This is a genomic window from Mesorhizobium sp. U510 (genome assembly GCF_059180695.1).
In genome coordinates this window covers 1,511,329-1,535,959 of sequence record NZ_CP180532.1, presented here as the reverse complement: position 1 = coordinate 1,535,959, position 24,631 = coordinate 1,511,329, and the positions used below count along the sequence as shown (strand labels likewise).

The following is a 24,631-nucleotide window of genomic DNA, read 5'->3' as shown; positions in this document are numbered from 1 at the left end:
GGTTGAGGCTCTATCTCTTTGTTTGGGCATGATCTTTTCCGAAAACTTCCGGGATCACGACCTGTCTCAGTTCTAAGCATGACCTTTCCGGAAACCGGGAGCCACTTTCCGGGATCATGCTTGGGCTTGCAGCGCCTCAACGATCGGGAGCATTGCCAAAAGCAACGCAAGCTTCATGCCAGACGACGGGGCCTGTCGGCCTCTCGCCGCCGGCCATCCGGCAATACTCCCGAAAGATGGGCATTATGCGGCTTCTTCCTGGCGTTCATGCGACCGGACGAACTCCTGAAGCATCTCGAAAACCGGGCCCTTCATGTCGTTGCGCGCCAGCGCGAAGGCGATGTTGGCCTGGATGAAGCCTTCCTTGGATCCGCAGTCGAACATGCGGCCCAGGAAAGGCTGAGCAAAGAACGGCTGATCCTTCGACAGCCGGACCATGGCGTCCGTCAGCTGGATCTCGTTGCCGGCGCCACGCTGCTGATTGCCCAGCAGCGCAAAGATCTCGGGCTGCAGGATGTAGCGGCCGTTGATGTAGAAGTTCGACGGCGCGTTGGCCGGGGCAGGCTTCTCGACCATGGCCGTGACCTCGAAACCGCCGCCGATTTCGGCGCCGCGGCCGACAATGCCGTATTTGTTGGTCTCGCTCGGATCGCAGCGTTCGACGGCGATGACGTTGCCGCCGGTGCGCTCATAGAGGTCGACGGTTTCGGCCAGACAGCCGCGCCCGCCGAAGGAGACCATGTCTGGCAAAAGCAAAGCGAAGGGCTCATTGCCGATCACCTCGCGGGCGCACCAGACGGCGTGGCCGAGGCCCTGCGGGGATTGCTGGCGGATGAAGGAGGTGGCGCCGGCCACCGGCAGCATGCTTTCGAGCGCCTCCAGTTGGGTCTTCTTGCCGGTCTGCTCCAGGGTTCCGATCAATTCCGGATGCAGGTCGAAATAGTCCTCGATGACCGCCTTGTTGCGGCCGGTCACGAACACGATGTGCTCGATGCCGGCTTCGAAGGCCTCGTCCACCGCATATTGCACGACAGGCCTGTCGACCACCGGAAGCATTTCCTTCGGCATCGACTTGGTCGCCGGCAGGAACCGTGTTCCAAGCCCCGCCACCGGTATCACGGCCTTCCTGATTTTCTTCATCGCAAATTCCTTCTGAGGAGATCGACTTCAGTCCATTCACAGGCCACGAAAAATCCCTCCATGTGCCTGCATCTTCACCTCCCCGCCCCCACGGCAAATTGTGCCGCTACTCGTCGCAACCGCACGGCGATCGGCATGCCCATATGCCTGACCGCCGCCGGGTCGCTGAGCGCCGTCCGGATCGCCTTGAGCGGGGACCGCGCCTTGATGTGCTGGACCATCGCCAGGAAGGAGGCTGCCTTGCGCAGGCTGCGGCCGCGCCGGGCAAAGGCCGCCAGGACCGCCTCGTCCATCCGATGGGTTTGAGCGAATACGGCATCCGCCTTGCGCATCGCTTCTACATGGTGAAGCTCGAGCACACGGGAGATGGAACCGCTGCGAATATGGTAGGCGTAGCCGATCTCCGGCTCGACCACGCATCTGCCGCCCTTGGCGAGCGCCTCGGCAAACAGGATGTAATCCTCGCCGATCCTCAGTTTCTCGTCATAGCGAAGCCGGTTTTCGTCCAGGAACCGGCGCTGGAAGATCGGCTTGAGGTAGCCGAGGTTGAACTTCGATTCGAAGACCACGTTGCCGGCGATGTAAGTGGCCAGCGAAATCTCGCTCAGGCCTTCCAGATACCGCCTTGGGAACATCGCATCCTCGACGACACCGTCCTCGCGGATGACCTGGAGATTGTCGACGGCGATCTGGGCACCCGCTTTTTCGGCGCGGCCGATCATGGCGGCGATGCGACCGGGGAAGACGGCATCGTCGGAATCGAGAACCGCGACCCATCTGCCGCGGGCGACGTCGAGCCCGGCATTCCGGGCGCCGCCGGGACCGCGATTCCTGGCGAGCGCGACGACGCGCACAATGTCCTGCGGGTAGGCCCGCGCCACATCGAGCGTGGCGTCGCGCGACTGGTCGTCGACGACGATGATCTCGACGCTGACGCCCTTCTGCGCGATGGCGCTGGCAATCGCGCGGTCGAGCGTCGCCTCGGCATTGTAGGCGGCGATGACAAAGGAAACATCGGGGACTGAAACATCGGAGGTTGGGGAAACGTCAGGCTGCACGCTTGCCTCCTTCCCCAGGTGACGACTGACCGTAGAGGCGGAGTTCGCGGACGCCGACAAGGCCGCTGACGACGCCGACATGCATGATGCCGCGCAGCACGCTGCGGTTCCTGCGCACCGGGCTGGCGACCACGGGAAGGGCCGCGGCGAAACAATAGGCCGCCTTTGCCGCGGCAAGGCCGACATGCTTGATCAACCCGATGCCGCGCGCATTGCTGCCCAACAGGTGACCATGCGTCTGACCGACACGGAAGCGACGGCGGCCGAGCCAGTCGAACGCGGCCCTTGAGCGCGGCACCACCTCGTCCACCCAGGCCTCTTGAGCGAAGGCGATGCGGCCGCCGGCCTTGACCATCTGATCGAAGAGTTCGGTGTCCTCGCCTCCGGTCTGGCCGCGCGCCAGGCTGAAGCGACGGCCGCGCAGGCTGTCCGACCGCATGCGCAGCAGGACGTTGCAGGTGTAGCCGGTGCGGATCTCGCCGCGTACCCAGACCGGCAAGGTCGAGTGGAAATCGCCGCGGCGCATCCATTCGGGTGCATCAGGGCGGTAGAGCGCCCGCACCGGGCCGAGCACCGCCGTTGCACCGCTGTCCTCGGCCGTCGCCACCAACTCGGCCAGCCAACGGGTGGAGGCAGTCTCATCGTCGTCGATGAAGGCGAGGAAATCCGCCTCGCTGGCATCGAGGCAAGCGTTGCGGGCGACCGAGATGTTGCGCGCCGGCGCATGCCGGTAGCGGACCGGCAGGGCCAATTCGTGCGACAGCGCCGTCACCAATGCCTGCGCGCTCGGCGTGTCGTCATTGTCGGCGACAATGACGCCGATATCGAAGCCCTCAGGCATGTCCATGGCGGCGAGCGAGCGCAGCGTGTCGGCCAGTTCCGGCCGGCGGAACGTGCACACGCCGATGTCGATGCTGCGGTTCTTGGCCTGAGCCACCATCACGCCACCCCGCGTCGCGCGCCGAGGCCGAGAAGCTGCAGCCAGAAGCCGACGGACCAGCCGAAATGCATGACCATGGCCGAGACGCCGGTCAGCGCGATATCGGCATTGCGCTGGCGAATGGCCGTCGCCAGCCCATAGCCGAGGCAGACCGAAGCCCAGATCAGCAGCGGCACAGCCGCGATCCAGTGCACGAAGGAGAAGGCCGCCAGAAGAACCACCGGGAAGACCGCCAGCGGCACCATCTGCCGGACCTTCGGGATGACGCGGTGCTTCAGCACATTCTTGGCGCGGCCGCGGCCATAGCCGAGATACTGGAAATAGAGGCCTTTGAGCGAGGCGCGCGGATAGTAGACCATCTGCGTCTTGCCGCTCATCCAGATCCTGTAGCCGGCCTGCCGCAGCCGGTAGTCGAGCTCGGCATCCTCATTGTGGCTGAAGGTCTCGTCATAGCCGCCGACAGCACCGAAGGCCGATATCCGCATCAGCGCGTGATGGCCGTGGTCGACCCATTCTCCAGCGGAGAGGTGACGATGCTTGGAACCACCGGTGCCGAGTTTCGAATTCTGCGCCGCCGCGACCGATTTCTGCACGGCGCCGCTGCCACTGGTCAGCATCGAAACCACGACCGAATCGGCTGATGTGGCCAGCGCTTCCTCGAGCAGCCGGTCGCAATAATCGTCGGGATAGCCGCCATGCGCGTCGATGCGGATGAGATATTCCGCACCTTCGCCAAAAGTGCCGACGGCGAGATTGATCGCCGCGCTCTGGATGCGCCGCTTGTTGTGAAGCAGGACAACGCGCGGGTCCTTGGCGGCGATCTGCTCGACAATGGCCAGCGTGCCGTCCGTGCTGCCGCCATCGGCAACGACGATCCGGGCGCCAAGCCTTGCCGCCGCCGGGCAAAGCTGGCCGAGAAGCGCACTGATATGGGCTGCCTCGTTCAGGCAAGGGATCACGATCAGGCTAGAGGGAAGCGCTTGCGTCATCGGGCGATGTTCATCCTATGCCAGGGCTTCAGTCGCGAGGGGCTCGCGCACGGTGGTCAGGCGGCGCAGCTTTTCGACCAGCGCGCTGCAGTCGCTGCGATCGTAGCTCCACGTCCTCGGATTGCGGGCAAGCACGCGCGCCTTCAGTCTGCCGAAGCGCTGCTCCTCCATCGTGCCGAGCGCAGTTTCGAGCGCCTCGGGCGTCGCCTTGGGCAACAGGATGCCGATGTCCTGCTGGCTGAGGAACCGTCCGGTTTCCGTATGGCCCATAGCGATCGGCACCGCCCCGAAACGGCAGCCTTCATAGAGACGGTTGGGCAGCAGCCACTCCGAATTCTGCCCCTCCTCGAAGAAATCGATCGCCCAGGAGAAATGCACGTCCTGGTAGATCGCCGCCATGTCCTCCGGATTGCGGTAAGGTCCACGAAACGACAGATAAGGCTCGGCATCGACGAAGGCGTGGAAATCCGGGAATTCGGAGAGCGCCGGACGGCCGCGCAGCACGATTTCGAAACGTCCGTCCATGCGGTGGGTGAAATCAGCCAGAAGCTTGAGCGAGCGCCGGCAGCGCAGTGCTCCGAACCAGCCGATTCGCCAGGGCGGGGCGGCAGGCGCTTCGACTGTTTCACGCTCGCCGGGCAGGATCGCCGCTGCCTCGAAATATTTGTTCTCGATCAGCTCGACGGGGGCGGCAACCTGGCGGAAGGGCTTGAAATAATTGGCGATGAAGGCGGGCGAACTGGTCACCAGCAACTTCACGTCGCGCGCCAGATGGCGCTCGGTGGCGCGCAGCGCCTTGCCGAAGATGTCGTCGCGAAGCACCAGGCGGTGGATGTCGAGGCATTCATAGACAATCGGCACCGTGGCGCCGAAGGCCGATTTGGCGCGGCGCGCCAGCGCCAGCATTTCCAGATTGCGCGCGATGATGAGATCGGGCCGCGGCGCGCCCTTCAGCTTCGCGCCTATCGAAACCGTCGCTTTCGCGACCGCCGCCAGGCGCTGGGCGAATCGGCCGTCGCGCGTCGCCCCAAGGTCGACCGGCTGCAATCCTTCGATATCGGCAATCGGGGTTGCGGTGCGGCGAAAGCCCGCCAGAGTGACCCGGGCGCCGCCTGTCCTGAGCATTGTGATCCGTCGGCGAACCGCCGGATCGGAAACATCGTGCACCAGGTACAAGACATGCAGCATGAAAACTCGACCGCTGTTTGACCCCACCCAAAGGGATGCTAGTACAGCTCTTGCTGCATCGCAACATTTTTGGCGCGGCAATGGACATTTTCTGTTGCACTGCAAAATTATTGCCGTAGTTTGGGGATGGCGGCGGTCGTGGATTTTCAGGGTTCGGAAATCCGCGCAAAAATCAGGAATCCTGAATTTGGAAGCCAACCCATTCGATCCGCCGGAAGGCTCGCTGCGTAAATCGGTCGGGCGCGGCGCGGTGGTGACCGCCATGTCGCAATCGGTGCGGGTCGCGACACAGATCATATCCGTCATCGTGCTGTCGCGGCTCTTGTCGCCGCAGGATTTCGGCGTCGTGGCGATGTGCGCGCCGGTGCTGGCCTTCATCGCGCTGTTCCAGGATTTCGGCCTGACCCAGGCGACGATCCAGAAAACGGGCATCCGCCATGAGGAGGTGAACTACCTCTTCTGGATCAATGTCGCGGTCAGCGCCATCCTGGCCTGCGTGCTCGCGGGTGCGGCACCGTTGGTCGCGGCCTTCTATGGCGAGCCGCGCGTGGCCGGGCTGGTCGCCGCGTTCGGGCTGCAAATCATGGCTTATGGGCTCGGCGCCCAGCATCTGGCGCTTTTGACACGACGCATGCAGTTCGGGCGCCTGGCGATCATCGACGTCGCCAGCGCGGTTGCCGGGCTGGTGGTGTCGATTGCCTGGACCTTCATCGACCGCTCCTACTGGGCGCTGTTTGCCGGCACGCTGACCGGCGCGGTGCTGCCGACGCTGTGCTACTGGGCAAGCTCGCGCTGGCGGCCCGGCCTGCCGCGCAAGGTCGCCGGCATCGGCGAGCTGATCCATTTCGGCGCCGGCATCACCGGCTTCAACTTCGCCAATTTCTTTGCCCGCAACCTCGACAATGTGCTGATCGGCAAATACTGGGGCGAGCAGCAACTCGGCCTCTACGACCGCGCCTACAAGCTGCTTCTGTTCCCGCTCAGCCAGATCACCAATCCGCTGTCGAAGGTCATGGTGCCGGCGCTGTCAAGGCTGAAGGACGAGCCGGACCGCTACCGCAGCGCCTATCTGCGCGTCATGCCGCTGATCCTTTTGGTGGCGCTGCCCGGCGTCGCCTTCGCCACCGCCATGTCGGATGTGCTGATCCCCTTCGTGCTCGGCGAACAGTGGCGCGCAAGCGCCTCGATCTTCCTGGCGCTCGGCTTTGCCGGGCTGCTGCAGCCGCTCAACAACCCGGCGGGCTGGCTTTTCGTCAGCCAGGGCCGCTCCGGCGACTTCATGCGCTGGGGCATCATCACCGCCGTGACCTCGGTGCTCGCCTTCGCGCTCGGCCTGCCCTATGGCGCGCTCGGCGTGGCGATCGCCTATGCGGTCAGCGAATATCTGCGCACGCCGTTCCTGTGGCTCTATGTCGGCAAGAGCGGACCGCTGCGGGCCAGCCATGTGCTGCGCGCGGCAACGCCGTTCGTGCTCGGCGCGCATCTGGCACTGGCGGCGGTCTGGCTGATCAAGCCGATGCTGCCGCAGCAGCATGTCGTCGCCCTGGCCAGCGGTGCCATGCTTGCCTACCTCATCACCGTTGTCGTCGCGCTGGCCTTCGCATCCGGCCGCGAGGCCTTGCGCGAGGCCCTGAAAATGCTGCCGGCAAGACGGCCGGCGGCAATGCCGCGCGAGGCGCAATAATTTCGGCGCCTTTGCCGGCTACCCAATATCCACACGAACATCAGGTCTGATCCATGCACTACCGATCGATCTCCGACATGAACGACACGATTGTCGGCAACCTTCACCGGCTGCCGCGCGACATCGACCTTGTGGTCGGCGTGCCCAGAAGCGGCGTGCTGGCGGCGACGCTGGTCAGCCTTGCGGCGAACATTCCGATGACCGATCTGGATTCCTTCCTGGAAGGCCGGGTCTATACGTCAGGCATCACCAAGCGGCGTGCCGCACTCGACCGCAAGGTCTCGGACATGCGCAAGGTGCTTGTGATCGACGACAGCATCGCCGGCGGCAACGCCATGCGCGATGCCCGTGCCCGTATCGAGGCTGCCGGCATCGAGGGTGATTTCATCTATGCCGCGGTATTCGGCCTGGAGCCGAAGCATCGGGAAACCGACGTCGTCTTCGAAGTGGTGCCGCATCCGCGCATGTTCCAGTGGAATTTCATGCATCACAAATTCCTGGCGCAATGCTGCGTCGACATAGACGGCGTGCTGTGCCTCGATCCGACCGAGGCGGAAAACGACGATGGTCCGGCCTATGAGAAATTCCTCAGCGAAGCGCGGCCGCTGCATGCCCCGACCCACAGGATCGGCTGGCTGGTCACCAGCCGGCTGGAGAAATACCGCGCGCTGACCGAGGCGTGGCTGGCCAAGAACGGGATCCTGTACGACCAGCTGATCATGCTCGACCTGCCGAGCAAGGCGGAGCGTCAGCGGCTCGGCGCGCATGGCAGTTTCAAGGCCGATTTCTACCGCAAATCCAACGCCATCCTGTTCATCGAAAGCGAACATGCGCAGGCGCTGAAGATCACGGAGCTGTCAGGCAAGCCGGTGCTGTGTGTCGAAACCCATATGGTGAGCTTTCCCGACGCACTGTCGCTGCCGGCGCTCGGCCAGGCGGCGCGCAACCTGCCGGCCAGGCTGCGGCAGATCAACTCGCAGCAAGGCCGCAAGGGCGCCGCCAAGGCCCTGGCCCGCGCCCTGCTTGGCGCCCGCGGCTATGAAACGCTGAAAAGCCGGGTCAAGCGCCCGGCCTGATCGGCTGGCTTGCTGAGTGCTGGCTAGAGCGTTTAACCGTTTCACAGAAACGGCGAACCGCTCTATCCTATTGTTTTAACGCAATTCCGGACGGAAAACCGCTCACACTTTTCCTGGAATTGCTCTAAGCGGCCTGCAGCGCGCGCTGCCGCACCGCCCTGTCCAGTATCGAGAAGAAGGTGACGAACTGCCGATCGGGATCGAGCTCCGGACGCGCCGCGAAGCCGCGCGCGAGGTTTGAAACCCGCTCATATTCCTTGTTGTCGTTCCACAGCTGCCTGACGGCCGCGACCCAGTCGATGAGCGGAGCGTCATAGTCGAGCACCGTGCCGCCGGGGCCGATGGCTTCGGGCAGACCGCCGCGCCGGGAACCGACGACGGGGATGCCGCTGCAATGGGCTTCGGACGCGACTCGGCCCCAGGCCTCCTCCCATTTCGAGGGCGCGAGCAGGATCCTGGTGCGGCCATAGATCGTCTTCATGTCGTTGGTGCGGCTCTCCAGCGTGACATTGCCGAGCGGCGCGATCGTCTCCTCGATGCGCGCGCGATGGTCGTCCTCCAGCTTCCAGCTTTCAACGAACAGGAACGGGATTTCCGGGCAGGCGCCGGCAATGCGCACCGCCAGCTCGAAGCCCTTCTCCTCATAGGGATTGATCAGGGTGACGAACTGGCCCGTGGTCGGCGTGCTGTACTGCGTCGGGTTGATGGTCGGCGGAATGACCGTCGCCTCGATGCCGAATTCCCTCTTGTAGCTGCGCGCGGTGAACTCCGAATTGGCGATGTAGAGCGCGGAACCCAACTCGCGCAAATCGCCGCCCAGCTCATGGAACTCGACATTTCTGAGATAGACCACCAGCGGCACGCCCTCGGCCTGCAGGGCTTTGCCGAGCGGAACCGATTTGTGGCACTGGACCACCGTCACATCCGGCTTCAGTTTCTTGACGGCAAACCCTGCCGCCTCCCAGGGAAACCATGTCCTTATCACCGGGTAACCGGGAAAGCTGTCGACGACCGCCGGTTGCCGCATGAGCTTCATCTTGGCGCGCGCCTTGAAGCCGAACATGCCGTCGCCGAACAGGGCGCAGAGCACCGACGCTTCATGGCCATGTTCGATCAACTGCTGCACCAGATGATGCGTGCTGGATTGGACGCCGCCACCGAACTCGGGCGGATAGCCGTTGCCGCTGGCAAAGAGGACTTTCATGATCCTGGCTCCTGGTCTTTCGCGTTTCAGTCATGCGGCCGATCAACGGCCGCGTCGAAGGCGCCTCAAGCGCTCTGTGGCGGATCAAGCGTCGCGAACGGATTGGTGCATGAGTTCCATCCGGTGAACCGGATCGGATCGTCAGGCGAACTGCGCCAGGCGTAGTCCGTCAGCATATGGAATTCGGCGATGACCCAGCGGTCGAAATGTATCAGATCTTCCCGCTTCTCCTGGGGCAGCAGACGGCGGGCGGCGCCCAGTTTGAGCTCCTCGACCAGAGTGACTGCGTCGCTAAGTTTCTCGCTCGGAAAGATCCAGGGGTTGCGGTTGCGGAACTCCAGCACGAACTGCTGCAGATGCTCGATGCGCATATTCAGCCTGCCGAGGTATTTTTCCAGCGTGACGCGAACCAGATCCTCGTCCGAAAACGAGGAGACGGCGGCATAGGCAACGCCCGTCGAGGCAACGCCACCCGCCAGGATGGCCAGTGCGGAGCGCCGTGTGACTTCGATCATCGGCCCGCTCCTCTCACGCGATCCGGCTCGCCGCCCGCAGGGACAAAGCCGCCGCGGTCAGGCTTGGATTGGCGCAGGAGCAGCTCGGATAGGTGCTGGTGCCGACGACAACCAGGTTTCTCAACCGGTGATGGATCATGTTGCTGTCGATCACCGAATCAGCGGGGCCGGTACCCATCCTCAGTGTGCCCTGGACATGCGATTCCGTTGGCCGGATGCCGCGGTCGAAGAGCCGTTCGACCGGCAGCGGGGCAAGCAGTGCCGGTAATTTGTCCAGCGCCCGGGCCATGCCCTTGACCGCATAGTCCGACGGCGCCTTGAAGGAGACGAAGGCATTGTCGTCCTCGTCGAGGGTGACGAAATTCTCGTGATCGAGCAGGTTTTCCGTGACCACGACCAACGGCAGCGCCTGCCGCAGACGTCCCTTCTCGGCGCGCATCCCGTGCTGCCAGCGGTTCTCGAAATAGACCAGCGCCGCCGCGTGCTCGGACCGGTGCGGACCGTCATAGAGGCCGAAATTCAGTCCGGTGGTGATGGTGCTGCCGTCGAAATTGTCGACGCCGTCGAGATAGACCTCGAAATTCCAGCCATAGGATTCATGCAGGCCGCGCCCGACGAATTCGTCTCCCAGCCCCGAGCGCAGCATGATCGCCGCGCTCTGGATGGCGTTGGCGCCGAGAATGAAGAGGTCGCCGCTGACCTGATACTCCTTGCCGTCATGAACGAAGGTGACCGAACGGACCGTGCCGCCGACCTGATCAAGCCGCCGCACTTCCGCGCCGAGGCAGACCGAAACGTCAGGATGCTCGAAGACATGCATCAGGCCATTGTTGGCGGTGAATTTCGCGTCGACCGGGCACAGCCAGCAGCGCAGATTGGCGCAGCACGAGGTGCGCTGCGCGGTCGGCACTCGGGCGCGGGCGGTCGGCATGACGAAATGCTGGTCGGGCTGGGCCGCCTTCATCATCTTGTCCGGCGTCGACATGCGATGCGGCGGTTGCGGAAACGGTTTCGATCGCGGCAGCATCGCCGCCATGTCGGGATCGCCGGAGATCGACATGATCTCTTCGGCATCGCAGTAGAACGGCTCGACATCGTCATAGCTGATCGGCCAGTCATTGCCGATGCCATAGGTGCTTTTCAGCCTGAAGTCATTGGGATGGAACCTCGGCGTCTGGGCGAACCAGCAGTTGGTCCCGCCACCCAGTCCGATCGTGTAATTCCACGGCTTGTCGGAGTTGGTCTTGTAGGTCGTCTCGTCGTCGATGTCGGTGTTGGCGTTCTGGCCGAGCTGCCATTCATGCGTGTTGTGCCGACCCCATTCCAGGATCAGGATGCGCGCCTTACGCCGCTTGGCGAATTCGTGCAGGAAGAAGGCCGAACCGAAACCGGAACCGATCGCGATGAGATCGAAATGATCCTTGGTGATTTGCTCTGGCTTTACGTCCAGCACCATCAGCCGCAACTCCTTTCCGCGCCGTGCGCGTGTGCCAAATTCCGCTTGCTTCCCGCGCTCGCCCTCATGCCGCCATTCTGCCGATCGAGTGATATTCGATGCCGTGGCGCGCCACGACCTTGGGGTCATAGAGGTTGCGGCCGTCGAAGATGACCGGCGTGGTCAGCGCGTCCTTCAACGCATCGAAGGACGGGGCGCGAAAGCTCTTCCATTCAGTGGCGATGAGCAGCGCATCGGCGCCGCGCAGGGCCGCTTCCTTGGTGCCGCAGAGCAGCAGGTCGTCGCGCAGGCCGTAAATGGCCTGGCATTCCTGCATCGCCTCGGGATCGTAAGCCTGTACGGTCGCGCCGGCCTTCCACAGCGCTTCCATCAGGACTCGCGCCGGCGCCTCGCGCATATCGTCGGTGTTGGGTTTGAAAGCCAGGCCCCACAGCGCAAAGGTCTTGCCCTTGAGATTGCCCTTGAAATAGCGGTTCACCTTGTCGAACAGCACGGATTTCTGGTCATTGTTGCGCTCCTCGACGGCGCGCAGCAGCTTGGCATCGAACTTGACGCCCTCGGCGGTCTTGATCAGGGCGCGGACGTCCTTGGGAAAGCATGAGCCGCCATAGCCGAGACCGGGATAGATGAAGTGGTAGCCGATGCGCGGATCGCTGCCGATGCCCTTGCGCACCTCCTCGATGTCGGCGCCGAGCTGCTCGGCCAGATTGGCCATCTCGTTCATGAAGCTGATCTTGGTGGCCAGCATGCAGTTGGCGGCGTATTTCGTGAATTCGGCGCTGCGCACATCCATCACGATCATCTTTTCGTGGTTGCGGTTGAAGGGCGCGTAGAGCTCGCGCATCACCGCCTCGGTCCCCTCGCTCGAGGTGCCGACGATGATGCGGTCGGGCTTCATGCAGTCGGCGACGGCCGAGCCTTCCTTGAGGAACTCGGGATTGGAGGCGACGTCGAAGGCAAGATCCTCACGCCCTCTCTTCTTCAGCGTTTCGGCGATCCTGGCTTTCACCTTTTCACAGGTGCCGACCGGCACGGTCGACTTGCCGACGACGATCTTGGCGCTATCCATCTCGCGGCCGATGGTCTCGGCGACGGCCAGAACATATTTGAGGTCGGCCGAGCCGTCCTCGCCGGGCGGCGTGCCGACCGCGATCATCTGGATTTCACCGTGCCGGACGGCGGCGGCGGCATCGGTGGTGAATTTGATACGGCCGGCGGCATGATTCTCCCTGACGATGGTTTCGAGGCCTGGCTCGAAGATCGGCACGAAGCCCTGGTTGAGGCGCTCCACCTTGCCTTCGTCGATGTCGACGCAAACCACCTGGTGGCCAACCTCGGCAAGCACCGCCGCCTGCACGAGGCCGACATAGCCAATTCCAAACACCGTCAAGTTCATTCGGTTTCATTCCCATCCATGGCCGCGACCCGTTCTCGGTCCGGCCGGTTCAATTCGTCTTTCCCAACTCTTTTACGCTGCATACGAGCGATTCCGGAAACTGGCATGGCTGGCCGAGCGCGGTGAAGGCAACGCGTTCGACCTGCAGCGAAAGCTTGCGGCCCGGATCCGCGAAGGCGCCCATCCAACCCTTCATGGTGTCGCTGCCCCAAAGGCTGAAGAAGATCTTCTGCGCATGGCTGGGCAGCTTCGCCGGGTCGGTGATGGTGTTCACCAGCTGGCCGTTGACGTACCAGCGCAAACTGTCCTTCTCCCAGACGAAGGCGTAGTCGTTGAAGCCCTTGTCCGTGCCGCCCGGCACCTCGACCAGCTTCTCGTTCTTGCCCTTGCCGTCGATATAGGCGTTGACCTGCACCTTGGAGGTGTCCTTGGTCAGGATCTCGAAGTCGATCTCGTCCCAGGGCTGCTTGTCCGACGGGCCGATATAGGTGAAGAAGGCCGCGTTGAGGCCGGAGCCGGTGTCGGTCTTCAGCCGTGCCTCATAGGTGCCATAGCCGAAGCGCTGCTTGGTCTGGATCTCGCCGCAGGCGAACTCGCGATCCTTCAGCTTCTGTTTTTCGAAGCCAAGCGACAGCACACCGTCTGAAAGCTCCACCAGCCCCTTCGACCAGGTGCAATTCTGGTGACTGCCATTGCTCCAGCCATCGGACACATACCAGCGCGACTTGTCGAAGCTCTTGAAATCATCGACGAAAGAGGGAGCGGACTGGATATCCTGCGCATGGGAGGGAGCCGCAAAGAGGCTGCCGAGAGCAGCCAGCAGCAACCCGCCGATCAAGCCCAACCGCCGCAGGTCGGCTTGCCGGGTCTGATGCGCGACGGAGGTTGCGTCAATTGCTGTCGTGGACGTGGTTTTCGGATCCAAATTCATACCAAACTCACCTTTGTGCTGTGCGTCCCCAACCCAAAGTCGACGTTTGAACCGCTTCCAAACGGGCCAACCTTGGCCTCCTCTTCGGCCCTCCCGAAATCCTCTCCTGTCTGCATCATACCTTCGAAGCTTGCATCATGCCTTTGAAGTAGTCTCACGCCCGGCCGGCGCCCGCGGGCCTGGCGAAATCGGCCGCGTCGGCCGAATCGGACTCCCCAGCCGCGTCGAAGACCATATTCAGCGAATGACGCAGCTCTTTCATCAGGCCGTCCTGGCGCGACAAGGCGGCGATGCGGCGCTCGCAATTCAGGATCGATTGCGTCAGCGCGCTGACTTCGGATGAGCGCCTCTGCGAAGCGGAGCCGTTTTCCATGGCTTCGACAAGAAAGGCCGCATTGGTCGCCGTCTTGCGGTAGCGGCTCTCCAGGCCGGTTTTCTCGGCCTCTATCTCGGCGGCGATCTGCTCGAACAGTTTCGCCAGCCGGTCGTGGCGCGCTATGTCGGCCTGCCGGTCGCGGGCAGGATCCCTTGATCTGAAGCCAAATATCGAGGCCATGGGCTTAAATTCCTGTTATCGCCGGCTTGCCTGCCGACCACTGGCCGATCCCCGCAGGCGGGGCTGAAAAGCTCGTACCGCATTGTCCAGCTCCTTTTGACGGGAGAGACGTCGGACCAATCCGATCGGGGGCCAGTTCGGTTGGTCATTCAATTTGCTGCACCGCAACATAGACTGCCATCGTCGGAGCCGTGAGGCAACCACCCAATTCGTAAACTCTTAAATCCATTGGAAATGGTTTGCACCGTGCGAATGCTGTTTGACGGATGAAGCGAGCATTCCCGCCCCTTACCGCTCCTTGCCCGCACTGGTCCCGGCCATCAGGAAACGCAGCGGCGGCACGCGCTTTTGCCCGGACACAAGGCCAACGCGCCGAAACAGTGCCTCCAGCTTGTCGGAGGCCACGCCCTGGACGATGGGGACCAGGTTGGATTGACTTGCAAAGGCGTAGGCCGCGGCCGAAGCCAGCCCGCGCTCGGCCTTCACGTCGAGGAAATTGCGCAGCCGGTATTTGTCGCGCACATGCCGCTCGTGCCGCCGCAGCACCGCCTTGGAGCCTTCCGGCAGGCTGTCTATCGTCAACAGCGCCAGATCGGCGTCGGCCAGCCGCTTCAGGTCCTGCGTCTTGTGGCGGCCGCTGAGCGAATCAGCGCGTACGATGGCGCCGTAGCCGCAGGAACGGATGACCTTGAACCGCGCGCCATGGGCGACCGCGCGGGCGTAGAGCTCGTAATCCTCGCCCAGCCGCAGGCTTTCATCGTAGCGCAATCGGTGCCGGTCGAGGAAGGCGCGGCTGATCACCGGCTTCAAGAAGCCAAGCTCGCCTCTCTGCACGCGGCGCCTGGAGATGTTGCCTTCGACGAAGCGCTCGAAGTCGAGGAATTCCGGATCGGCGGCAAAATCCGGGGCGACGATCTTGGTCGCGTCGCTCGTCGCATCATCCCTGATGAGCATGATGTTGTCGGCCGCGAAATCCCAGTCGGCGGCGGCAAACAGGTTGCGGAACCGGCCCTCGAGGAAGAAGTCGTCGGCATCCAGAATGCTGATGAACGGCGCTTTCGAGCCGGCGATCGCGGCATTGCGAGCGAAGGAGGGGCCACGATTGACGTCGAGGCGCATGACCCTGAGCCGGCCGCTGCCGTCGTCGGCGGCGCGGGCGACCTCGGTCGTGTTGTCGGTGGAGCCGTCGTCAACGACGACGACCTCCGCCACCTCGGGTTCGCGCAATGCGGACGCGATGGCGACCGCGATCGTGCGTGCCGCATTTTTGGCCGCGATGATCACGCAGACCTCTGATTTCGTCATCGACATGGGTTAGCCTCTTGCACAGGTTCCGATTTGCCCTCGCCCTGTACGTATTGCGACGCCACCGCCATCACGGGCTGGCCGGCCGCTCGAAGATGCGGCGACTGAGATCCGCCGACGCTGCCCAGCCGGCCTCGGCCAGGTAGCGCACGGGAGCCCTGCCGCACAATTCCCACAACACGGTTCGCCGCTGCGGCCACCGCAAGGACGACAGCCATGGCGCGATGACCATGTTGAGCAGGTCATCATTGCCGATGCGCGACAAGATCGGCTTGGCCCGCTCCGACAGAAGCGTGCCGGTGGCGCCCAGCAGTACATCGGCGGCGCGCAGGCCGAGCAGCAACGTGTCGTCCAGCCCCTGGCTTACCGCTGCATCCAGCACACGCTGCTGATCGGCCTCGCCAAGACGGTTGGCGCTGGCCCTGATATCGCAGACATAGCCGGCACAGGGTTCGTGGTTGAACAGGGCCTTGGCGACGCTGATGCAGGACAGCATCAGCGTGTCGGCGGCCGACGTGAATGGCACTTCGGTGCCGATGATCTCGACCAGCCGCTTGCGCCGCAGGAAGCCGTCGGCATCGCGCGGGCTGGGCGAACCGGGCTGCTGGAGGCGATAATGAAGGTCGACCGTGGACGGCCCGTTGCCACGGATCATGTGCTGTTCGCCAAGGAAGCGAACCCACCAGACGGAGCGTGACTTGCCTGAGACCTCATAGCCGATCGAGCGCAGCGCATCGCGTGCTTTCGAGAATCCGGCCGGGGAAACCAGGATGTCGACATCGCCCGAAGGCTTCATGAAATGGTCGTCATAGAGCAGATGCTGCTGGAAGGGACCTTTGAGAAAGACGAAATCGATCTGCCTGTCGCGCAGCGCCTTATGGATCGCCATCGAATCCATGAGACAGGCGGCGTTCATCGAAACCGTCCGCCGACGATAGGCGTCGAGCCATTGGAAAAGCTCGGCGGGCCTTTCGCTGGCCGGGGCGCGCGACAGCGCTTTCAAAACGAAGGTGGCGACCTTGTTCAGCCTGGCGATATCGGCGACGGCGGTGGCGGAAAGGCTCGGCGTCGACACATCGCCGGCCGCAGCCGCCGCGCCTGAGAAATACAACCGCAGGCAGGCCTGCACATAGGCAATCTCGTCGGCACAGTCGGCTGCGCGCAGTCGTTCGTAGGAACTTTCCGGCAAGGCCATTGAGCGCATAGTCTCCAAAATGCGGTTTGCACGACGTTTATGCTGCAGGTGCGAAACAAAGCATCCTCAAAAAGCTCGACGCCGTAAAGTCTTTCCTTTCACAGCGCGAAATTTTGCAACCAGAGCGTTTGCCGCCGTTTCTCGAGCAGCGCAACATACGGCTGAAATCCCGACCCAATCGAGGCGGCTTCAGCTGATCATCGACACCGGCTGGCTAACAAGAATTCATCTTTTTAGCCATGCCTAAAAAAGCGCCACCACCATGAACTTTTTATGCAAGCAAATTCAATTGCTTAAAGAATAGCCCGTGCTGAAGGCAGACTGCACCGAGCTTCAGCTCGACAGCGGCCGAATCTTGAGCATTCCGCACACGCATGGTGACGCCCGCAACCCGTAATTGATTAACCAGAAGTAAATCAGGCTTGACTCATAAATGTTGCTATGCAGCTATTGCATCGCAGCATGAAAGTGCTGACGGCACTCGACAGGCCGTTTCCAGTCCTCATTGGAGAGTAAAATGGAACAGAATGTTGAAAAGCATGAGTACGAAACGCCAAGCCTGACGGTACATGGTTCGATCGAAACCATTACCCAGGGCGGTGGCGGCAGCACGGCAATCGACGCGTCGTTTCCGGCGCACACCCCGATTGGCGATCTGACGTTCTCCTGAGACCAGCTTGGTTCTGGAGGAGTGACGTTGGGCCTCCAGGATTGAAGACCGTAAATGGAGCCGGGGATGAAAATCCCCGACTTTCCGCTTTTGAACTGACGACGCGTAGGCCGTGTGTTGCTAACGAGGTTTTGGCATGAACTGGTACCCATCCGAGCACGATTGCGTAAGTGCCACCGGGGATGCGGTGGCCTGTGAATTCGGCGATGGCCTCGCGCTTCTCAACCTGAAATCCAATATCTATTACAGCCTCAACAGCGTCGGCGCGTTCATCTGGGAGCAAATCCAGGAGCCGAAGTCGATCGCCGATATCCGCAGCGCTGTGCTTGCGCGCTACAATGTCGACGCCGAGCGCTGCAAGGCTGACGTCGACGCCTTGCTTAGGGGCTTCGCCGAAAACGGACTTGCGAGGCGGCACAATGAGGCACTTGTCTAGGCAGGTTCCGCAAAAGGCCATGATCTCGCGGCGGAGACCTGCGACGGACCAGAGACCGAGGCCTGCCAACCGCCGGCCCGGCCGGGGATTGGCCAGGGTGCTGTCCCTGAGTGGCCCGGAAGCACTTTTCCTCTGCCATTGCCTGCTGGTGGTCGCGACCGTCCGGCTGGGGCTGACCTTGTTCTCCTACAACCGTGTTCGCGGCATGGTGACCCGACTCGACGCGCGCCAGTGCGCCAGCATGGGCGAGCTGCGGCTCGTCGCCTGGGGGGTTGCCGCTGCCGCACGGTTCGTTCCGCGCGCTACCTGCCTTACCCAGGCGCTTTCGGGCCAATACATTCTCGCTCGCCAGGGCAATGCCTCCAACATCCGCATCGGCATCGAACGCGGCACGGGCGAGCAGTTGAAGGCGCATGCCTGGCTGGTCAGCGACAACCATGTCGTGCTTGGCGGCTCCGTCGATGGTTTCGCGCATCTGGTCGACCACGGCAGCCGATGAGCGGCGTCGCCGGAATCCTGCTGCGACAGGACCCCGCGCCGGTTGACGCGGCAAGCGACATCCAGCGGATGCTGGCCCGCATGCGCCATCGCGGGCCCGACGGAAACTCCTGGTGGCTGGACAGCGGCATCGCGCTTGGCCACGCCTGGCTCAACACCACGGATGAAGCCGGTCCCGGCCCGCTGACGATGGCAGGCGGCAAGCTCGCCATCACCGCCGATTGCCGGCTGGACAATCGCGACGAGCTGATGGCGAGGCTTGGCATACGCGACAGGTCGGTTGCGGACGCCGTATTGCTGATGCGGGCCTATCTGCGCTGGGGCGAAGCCAGCCCCGCGCACCTGCAGGGCGATTTCGCCTTTGCCATCTGGGATGCCGAGCGGCAGCTTTTGTTCTGCGCGCGCGACCATTTCGGGGTCAAGCCATTCTACTATCACGCCGCGGACCGGCGCTTTGCCTTTGCCTCGGAGATCGGGCCTATGCTTGGGCTTGACGGGGTCGGCGCGCGCATCAGCGAGCACCGCATTTCGGGATTTCTGGCCGGGCTTCCGGACGACCCGCAATCCACCCCCTACAGCGATATCTTCAGCCTGCCGGCGCGCCACAGCCTAACTGTCACCGCGCAGCAGGTGGTGCTGCGCCGATACTGGCAGATCGAGCCGTCGGCACGACCGCCGCGGTCGGATGCGGCGGAGGAATTCGCACATCTATTTTCGCAATCGGTGCGCAACCGCATGCGCGGAAGCCAGTCGGTCGGCGCGATGCTGAGCGGCGGTCTCGATTCCTCCTCGATCGCCTGTGTCGCCGGCCTGCAGAACGCCGCCGAGCGGAAACCCAGGCTGCCGACCTTTTCGCTGGTTTTCGAGAAGGGCTCTTCGATGGACGAACGGGTCTTCATCGATGCCGTGCTCGATCAGCAGAAGACCGATCCGACACTGATCCCTGTCGGCAATTATGCGCCCTTCGCCGAGTTCGAGCGGGTGCTGGAGGAACAGGAGGGCACCTTCCTGGCGCCGGGCCTGACGCTGACCCGCGGCATTTACCGGACGGCGGGCGCAAAAGGCATCAAGGTGCTGCTCGACGGCCATGGCGGCGACGAGGTCGTCTCACAGGGACACGGCCATCTGCACGAGCTTGCCAATGGCGGAAGGTGGCTGGACCTTTGGCGCGAGGTTCGCAGCGCCTCCGACACCTATGGCGACAGCACGCTCGGCCTCTATTTCCAGTTCCTGACCCTTTACGGACCGGCCTGGCGCATCGCCAAGGCGAGACAGCTGGCGAACCGTGCCCTGAACAGGATATGCAAGCCCACGCGAATGCAGCGCGGCCGCAGCTGGCGCGACCTGATCAATCCGGACCTGGCCAGGCGGACCGAACTCATCGACCGCTTCCATCGGGCCGGCTACATGCCGCCCGGCGTCCAGGCCAGCGACGCGCTCAGCCATCGCTGGATCCTGTCCAACGGCTATGTGCCGCACTCTTTCGAAGTGCTCGACAAGGCCGCGGCCAATTTCGGCGTCGAGCCGCGCTATCCGTTCTGGGACAAGCCGCTGGTCGAATTCTGCCTGGCGCTGCCAGGCGAGGAGAAACTCAGCCACGGCTTTGGCCGCTACGTGTTGCGACGGGCCATGGAGGGCATCCTGCCGGCGGCGGTGCAGTGGCGGCGCGACAAGATCGATTTCACCGCCAATCTCGTCAACGGCATGGTGCGCAACCACCGCGACCTCCTGGAACAGCTGCTGGTTTCGGATGCCGGCCGTATCGCGCCGTATGTCAACCTGCCGCAGGTGAGCGCCGCCTATGCGCGGCTGCTGCGCCAGCCCGATCAGGCAGCGCCGCTGGATGTCCAGTATGTCTGGCGTTCGGCCTCGCTGTCGCTGTGGCTGCGGCAGGTCCAGCACAGCGGGAGACACGCATGACGCCTCCCAACCAGCCGCTCGCCACATATCTTGACGATCCTCCTTCCGATGGCCAGACGATGCGGGAGCGGCGCTACTACCGGGCCTATGGCCTGACCGTGGCGTCCGACGTGGCGCTGCCCGAGCTGGAGCCGGCCGAGCCGGCTGCGGCGGATATACTGATCGCCATCGGCACGATCGACATGCCGAAGCCTTCGTCCGAGGCCGCGACGATCTTCCGCTTCGAGCCGGACCGGCAATATCTGGCTTGGCATCCCGTCGGCTCCTTCCTGATCAGCAATGCCAGCCGCATTGATATCGAGCCGGCGCCCGGCGTCGATGACGCCCTGCTTGCCTTTCCACTGCTCGGGCCGGTGATGGCGCTGCTGCTGCACCAGCGTGGCCTGCTCGTCCTGCATGCCAGCGCCATCGCGGTGGCCGGCAGGGGCGCCATCTTCATGGGCGACAAGGGTGCCGGCAAATCGACCACGGCAAGCGCGCTGATCCGGGCCGGTCATCATTTGCTTACCGACGATGTCGTGGCGCTGCATCTCGCCAGACCGGACGCGCCGATGATCGTTCCGGGCTTTCCCCAGATCAAGCTTGCCGCCGACGCGGCGGCCGCGATCTCGCTTGGCCAGGCGGAGGTGCGGCCGCAAGTGCATCCGGCGATCGAGAAGATGCAGCATCGCCTGCATGGCGCCTTCTCCGGCGGCATGGCGCCGGCGACCAGGATTTATGTCCTCGAGCGCGGCGCGAAGGCCGCGGTCTCGGCCTTGCCCGGGATTGCCGCCCTGCCGGCGATCATCAAGTTCTCCTATGTGACGCGCTTCGGCCGCGCGGCGCTCTCCGGCGATTTCGCGGCGCTGCACCTTCGCCAATGTTCAGCAATCGCTAACCATGTCGGCGTGTTCCGGCTGGAAGTTCCGACCGGCCTCGACAGGATTGGCGAGGCCGTGGCGCTGATCGAAAGCGACCTGGCGGCCGGGGATCTGGCGGCCCAAGACCTCATGACCGGAGATCTGGCGGCCGGCCGTCGGCAGCGGTGAGCGCAATCATGTCCAAATCCTCGATCCTTCGCCTGTCGCTGTTTCGCGATGTCGCCGCGTTCGGCGCCGTCATCGCCCAGATCGGCGGGCGGCGGACCTGGACGGCGCTGCTGTTCCTGATCCTCGGCAGCCTGACGGAGGGTATCTCGATCCTGCTGCTTGTGCCGCTGCTGCACCTTGTCGGGCGCGCCGACCAGGATTTCGCGGTGCGGCTGCCGAACAATGATTTCGTGCGCTGGCTGGTGCCGGAGGGAACGCTGCAGCTGACGACGGTGCTGTGCGCGCTGGTCGGGCTCGTTGCCGTGCAGGCCGCGTTCAACCGCTTCAAGTCGGTCTACATGGCTAGGCTTCTCTTCGATTTCATCAACCGTTTGCGCATGAACCTGTTCGAGAGCATCGGCAAGGCGCGCTGGGGCGTGTTCTCGCGCATGCGCAGCTCCGATCTCGATCATGCCCTGACCGGCGATATCGATCGCGTCCAGGGCGCCGCCTTCTCGCTGCTGATGCTGGTGCAGATATCAGTGCTTTTGGTGGGCTATCTCGTGATCTCGATGTTCATTTCACCGGTGATGACGGCGTTTGCGATCGTCATCGGCATCGTGATGTTCATAGCACTGCAGCCGTTTCGCGCGCGCGCCACCGCTTTCGGGCGTGTCCTGACCAGCAATCGCCAGGATCAGTACCGCACGGTCTCGGAGTTCCTCGGCGGTATCAAGGTGGCCAAGAGCCTGAATGTCGAGGCCAGCTATTTCGCGCAGTTGCAGTCGACGCTGGAAAAGATGAAGGCCGACAACATCGACTATGTGCGCAACAGCTCGATCGGCACCGCGGTGTTCCAGGTGGCGAGCGTCGTGGGCCTCAGCCTGTTCATCTATGTGGCGCTGGTCCGCTTCAACCTGTCGCTGGCCGAGATTGTCGTGCTGCTTCTCGTCTTCATGCGCATCGCGCCGCGCTTCATGGACATGCAGACCCAGGCCCAGCAGGTGCTGATCAACCTGCCCGCCTATACGGCCATGCGCAGCCTGCAGGCCCGTTTCGACGCCGAGCGCGAGCCTGGCCATGCCGAATCCGAGAATGCGCAAAAGCTGTCGCTCGATACCGGGCTGAATATTCGCGGCGTCTCCTTCGGCTACGATGACGGCTCCGGCAAGGCAGTGGTGAGCGACATCACCTTCGGCCTGCCGGCCGGCAAGGTCACGGCCCTGATCGGCCCCTCGGGATCGGGCAAAAGCACGATCGCCGACATGCTGCTCGGCCTGCTCGAGCCGACCGCCGGCAAGATCCTAGTCGACGGCGTCGAGATCGATGCCGGCAATCGCCGGCGCTGGCGCGATCAGGTGGCCTATGTGCCGCAGGACGTGTTCCTGCTGCATGACACGATCGCGGCCAACCTGCGCCTTGCAGCGCCGCAGGCCAGCGACGACGATCTGTGGATCGCGCTGCGCGCCGCGCATGCCGGTGACTTCGTCGAACGGCTCGACCAGCGGCTCGAGACCGTGGTCGGCGACCGCGGCGTGCGGCTCTCCGGTGGCGAGCGTCAACGCATTGCGCTGGCGCGTGCGCTGCTGCGCAAGCCGTCGCTGCTCATCCTCGATGAGGCGACCAGCGCGCTCGACTGGCAGAACCAGTCGCTGATCGCCCGGTCGATCGACGGCTTGCGCGGCGCGATGACCATCCTGACCATCGCGCACCGGCCGTCGATGATCGCCTTCGCCGACTGGGTGGTGGCGATGGAAGACGGCCGCGTCGTGGAGGTCGGCCAGTATCAGCGGCTGAAGGCGAAGCCGGCGAGCCGGCTGTCGAGGATGCTGTCGGGGGAGCAGTCGGAAACCGAACCCGCCAATGTGGCCTGAGGTCGCGGATATCCTTTGCAGGAACTAGTGCAGGCTGCGCCGGGCGTTGCCCAGCTTCTCGCCTTCGGTCACGTCTGGCGAACTCAGCTTTCTCTCGGCTTCACGCAGCCTGTCGGCAGGCGTCGGCGCGCTCCGGGCGATCATGGCATAGACGAGGACGAAATAGCCGGCCTGGATGATCACGGCGCAGATGATGACGCGTAGCAGCGTCATGCCTAGCGACGCGCCACCAAGCCATGACCAGGCGACGACGATTGCAAGAGCGAAAATCATCCCAACGATGAATTTTGGAAGCGACATACCCAACAGCCCATAAACCGGCCCGGGTTTTATCAAACGATAGCCCCACCCGAGCGCCGTCCCTTTGTCATGCGGGCTTGTAAAGGTGCCCGCTATCGACCGGTTGCTTCCGGCCTTTCAACCTGTCGCCACTCTGACAGGTATAATTTGCAATTCTATTAAGGCGAGCAGGAGGCGGCAAGGGCAACCGCACATATTTTTGATTGAGCTCGCGGGATCGACTCTGGCATGCTGCAACGCACACCACCGCAATTCACTCAACCTGCAGGAGCCGACCCGTTTCAGTACAATTCCCAATATTATGTAGTATTTTATGTTAATAGTTGGGAACTTTGCGCCTTCCTAAAGCTCTAATATGTACCATTCAGGGCCTGCGAGAACGCCTTGCCCCAGATTCGCCCCAAAAAGGTCCGCATTTTTTTAAGCTTGCCCATTTATTGTCACAAATGTGCTAAACATCCCGAAAAATGTGCATCGCTAGCTTATTATTTAGTCAATTCATGACGTGACTATTTCAATGGGCCAGGAAATTGTGTGTTGCGCTGCAACATTTTTTTGGTATCGTGTGGTGAACCATTCGTTCAACGCATGGAGTTTCCGCATGAGGGATATTGCCAAGTCGGCCACGGCGGACTTTTCGCAGGCTGACACCGATTTTCCGCCGCCGATCGGCGGCCTCATCAAGCGCAGCTTCGACATTTTCGGTTCACTGGTTGGTCTGATCGCTCTCAGCCCGCTGTTCATCATGGTAGCGCTGCTGGTCAAATTTTCCGACGGTGGATCGATTTTCTACGGCCATCGGCGAATCGGGCGCGGCGGACGGATTTTTCCGTGCCTGAAATTCCGCACCATGGTTCCGGACGGCGACAAGGTGCTGGCCGCCTATCTAGCCACCAATCCAGAGGCCAATGCGGAGTGGATAGCGACCCGCAAGCTGAAGAACGACCCGCGCGTCACCCGCGTCGGCGCGGTGCTGCGCAAGCTCAGCCTCGACGAATTGCCGCAGATCATCAATATTCTGCAGGGCGATATGAGCCTTGTCGGTCCTCGCCCGGTGGTGCGCGACGAGTTGGAAATCTACGGCAGCGCCGCCGTCTACTATCTGAAGTCGCGGCCCGGCCTGACCGGCTTGTGGCAGGTCAGCGGCCGCAACGACGTCTCCTACGACAGCCGCGTCGCCTTTGACCGCCACTATGTCGAGAACTGGTCGCTGTTCGGCGACGTGCGCATCATCATCAAGACCGTGCCGGCCGTCTGGATGTCACGCGGCTCTTACTGACCGGTCGCCGGCAC

At 63.1% G+C, this 24,631-nt stretch carries 23 protein-coding genes; 9 read left to right on the top strand and 14 right to left on the bottom strand.

All coding sequences use genetic code 11. The features are described from left to right. Positions 1-243: 243 nt before the first annotated feature. From ACLGL5_RS09445 to ACLGL5_RS09425, 5 genes are all read right to left on the bottom strand, one after another. Positions 244-1,140, bottom strand: coding sequence for a UTP--glucose-1-phosphate uridylyltransferase (locus ACLGL5_RS09445; RefSeq protein ID WP_019862855.1), 897 nt, complete (start codon positions 1,138-1,140; stop codon positions 244-246). Between the two features lie 74 nt (positions 1,141-1,214). After that, complete coding sequence (locus ACLGL5_RS09440; RefSeq protein WP_069090859.1) at positions 1,215-2,198, bottom strand: glycosyltransferase family 2 protein; 984 nt, start codon at positions 2,196-2,198, stop codon at positions 1,215-1,217. Further along, complete coding sequence (locus ACLGL5_RS09435) at positions 2,188-3,138, bottom strand: glycosyltransferase family 2 protein (RefSeq protein ID WP_019862853.1); 951 nt, start codon at positions 3,136-3,138, stop codon at positions 2,188-2,190. Before ACLGL5_RS09435 ends, ACLGL5_RS09440 begins: the two co-directional genes overlap by 11 nt. Beyond that, complete coding sequence (locus tag ACLGL5_RS09430; protein WP_019862852.1) at positions 3,138-4,127, bottom strand: glycosyltransferase family 2 protein; 990 nt, start codon at positions 4,125-4,127, stop codon at positions 3,138-3,140. Before ACLGL5_RS09430 ends, ACLGL5_RS09435 begins: the two co-directional genes overlap by 1 nt. A gap of 15 nt (positions 4,128-4,142) precedes the next feature. Further along, positions 4,143-5,315 carry a glycosyl transferase family 1 gene (locus ACLGL5_RS09425; protein WP_069090858.1) on the bottom strand — a complete coding sequence of 391 codons (1,173 nt, stop codon included), beginning with the start codon at positions 5,313-5,315 and terminating at the stop codon, positions 4,143-4,145. A gap of 187 nt (positions 5,316-5,502) precedes the next feature. Between ACLGL5_RS09425 and ACLGL5_RS09420 the strand changes: the two genes are divergently transcribed. Next, positions 5,503-6,999, top strand: a complete 1,497-nt coding sequence (locus ACLGL5_RS09420; RefSeq protein ID WP_069090857.1) for a lipopolysaccharide biosynthesis protein — start codon at positions 5,503-5,505, stop codon at positions 6,997-6,999. A 53-nt stretch (positions 7,000-7,052) separates the two neighbouring features. Beyond that, a complete protein-coding gene (locus tag ACLGL5_RS09415) occupies positions 7,053-8,075 on the top strand; it encodes a phosphoribosyltransferase family protein (RefSeq protein WP_069090856.1) in 1,023 nt (340 codons plus the stop codon). A 124-nt stretch (positions 8,076-8,199) separates the two neighbouring features. On the opposite strand, the gene ACLGL5_RS09410 is transcribed toward ACLGL5_RS09415, so the two are convergent. From ACLGL5_RS09410 to ACLGL5_RS09375, 8 genes are all read right to left on the bottom strand, one after another. Beyond that, entirely contained in the window at positions 8,200-9,279 is a 1,080-nt protein-coding gene (locus ACLGL5_RS09410) for a glycosyltransferase (RefSeq protein ID WP_019862848.1), read from the bottom strand. A 65-nt stretch (positions 9,280-9,344) separates the two neighbouring features. Continuing rightward, on the bottom strand, positions 9,345-9,794 hold the full coding sequence (locus ACLGL5_RS09405) for a hypothetical protein (RefSeq protein WP_038651740.1): 450 nt from the start codon (positions 9,792-9,794) through the stop codon (positions 9,345-9,347). Between the two features lie 13 nt (positions 9,795-9,807). Beyond that, positions 9,808-11,250 (bottom strand): GMC oxidoreductase, encoded by a 1,443-nt coding sequence (locus ACLGL5_RS09400; protein ID WP_069090855.1) that lies wholly within the window; start codon positions 11,248-11,250, stop codon positions 9,808-9,810. A 64-nt stretch (positions 11,251-11,314) separates the two neighbouring features. Beyond that, on the bottom strand, positions 11,315-12,646 hold the full coding sequence (locus ACLGL5_RS09395) for a UDP-glucose dehydrogenase family protein (protein WP_019862845.1): 1,332 nt from the start codon (positions 12,644-12,646) through the stop codon (positions 11,315-11,317). Between the two features lie 49 nt (positions 12,647-12,695). Further along, positions 12,696-13,577: an endo-1,3-1,4-beta-glycanase ExoK gene (gene exoK, locus ACLGL5_RS09390; RefSeq protein WP_019862844.1), complete on the bottom strand. Its 882-nt coding sequence runs from the start codon at positions 13,575-13,577 to the stop codon at positions 12,696-12,698. Positions 13,578-13,731: 154 nt separating this feature from the next. After that, the gene (locus ACLGL5_RS09385) at positions 13,732-14,133 is read right to left on the bottom strand and encodes a hypothetical protein (protein ID WP_019862842.1); all 402 of its coding nucleotides are present in this window, start codon (positions 14,131-14,133) and stop codon (positions 13,732-13,734) included. Between the two features lie 288 nt (positions 14,134-14,421). Continuing rightward, complete coding sequence (locus ACLGL5_RS09380) at positions 14,422-15,444, bottom strand: glycosyltransferase family 2 protein (protein WP_083246523.1); 1,023 nt, start codon at positions 15,442-15,444, stop codon at positions 14,422-14,424. A 64-nt stretch (positions 15,445-15,508) separates the two neighbouring features. Next, complete coding sequence (locus ACLGL5_RS09375; protein WP_069090854.1) at positions 15,509-16,633, bottom strand: nucleotidyltransferase family protein; 1,125 nt, start codon at positions 16,631-16,633, stop codon at positions 15,509-15,511. Positions 16,634-17,150: 517 nt separating this feature from the next. On the opposite strand from ACLGL5_RS09375, the gene ACLGL5_RS09370 reads away from it, so the two are divergent. From ACLGL5_RS09370 to ACLGL5_RS09345, 6 genes are all read left to right on the top strand, one after another. Beyond that, on the top strand, positions 17,151-17,303 hold the full coding sequence (locus ACLGL5_RS09370; protein ID WP_010913078.1) for a lasso peptide: 153 nt from the start codon (positions 17,151-17,153) through the stop codon (positions 17,301-17,303). Positions 17,304-17,439: 136 nt separating this feature from the next. Beyond that, on the top strand, positions 17,440-17,739 hold the full coding sequence (locus ACLGL5_RS09365) for a PqqD family protein (protein ID WP_069090853.1): 300 nt from the start codon (positions 17,440-17,442) through the stop codon (positions 17,737-17,739). Positions 17,740-17,836: 97 nt separating this feature from the next. Beyond that, positions 17,837-18,238, top strand: coding sequence for a lasso peptide biosynthesis B2 protein (locus ACLGL5_RS09360; RefSeq protein WP_245307017.1), 402 nt, complete (start codon positions 17,837-17,839; stop codon positions 18,236-18,238). Continuing rightward, the gene (locus ACLGL5_RS09355) at positions 18,235-20,157 is read left to right on the top strand and encodes a lasso peptide isopeptide bond-forming cyclase (RefSeq protein ID WP_069090851.1); all 1,923 of its coding nucleotides are present in this window, start codon (positions 18,235-18,237) and stop codon (positions 20,155-20,157) included. The genes ACLGL5_RS09360 and ACLGL5_RS09355 overlap by 4 nt, the downstream gene beginning before the upstream one ends. After that, entirely contained in the window at positions 20,154-21,185 is a 1,032-nt protein-coding gene (locus ACLGL5_RS09350) for a phosphoenolpyruvate carboxykinase (ATP) (protein WP_069090850.1), read from the top strand. Before ACLGL5_RS09355 ends, ACLGL5_RS09350 begins: the two co-directional genes overlap by 4 nt. An 8-nt stretch (positions 21,186-21,193) precedes the next feature. Next, positions 21,194-23,038 (top strand): ABC transporter ATP-binding protein, encoded by a 1,845-nt coding sequence (locus tag ACLGL5_RS09345; protein ID WP_069093253.1) that lies wholly within the window; start codon positions 21,194-21,196, stop codon positions 23,036-23,038. Between the two features lie 24 nt (positions 23,039-23,062). Here the strand turns inward: ACLGL5_RS09345 and ACLGL5_RS09340 are convergent, their stop codons facing one another. Continuing rightward, a complete protein-coding gene (locus ACLGL5_RS09340) occupies positions 23,063-23,338 on the bottom strand; it encodes an exopolysaccharide production repressor protein (protein ID WP_010913072.1) in 276 nt (91 codons plus the stop codon). A gap of 601 nt (positions 23,339-23,939) precedes the next feature. Between ACLGL5_RS09340 and ACLGL5_RS09335 the strand changes: the two genes are divergently transcribed. Further along, positions 23,940-24,617 (top strand): sugar transferase, encoded by a 678-nt coding sequence (locus tag ACLGL5_RS09335; RefSeq protein ID WP_027047680.1) that lies wholly within the window; start codon positions 23,940-23,942, stop codon positions 24,615-24,617. Positions 24,618-24,631: the final 14 nt, after the last annotated feature.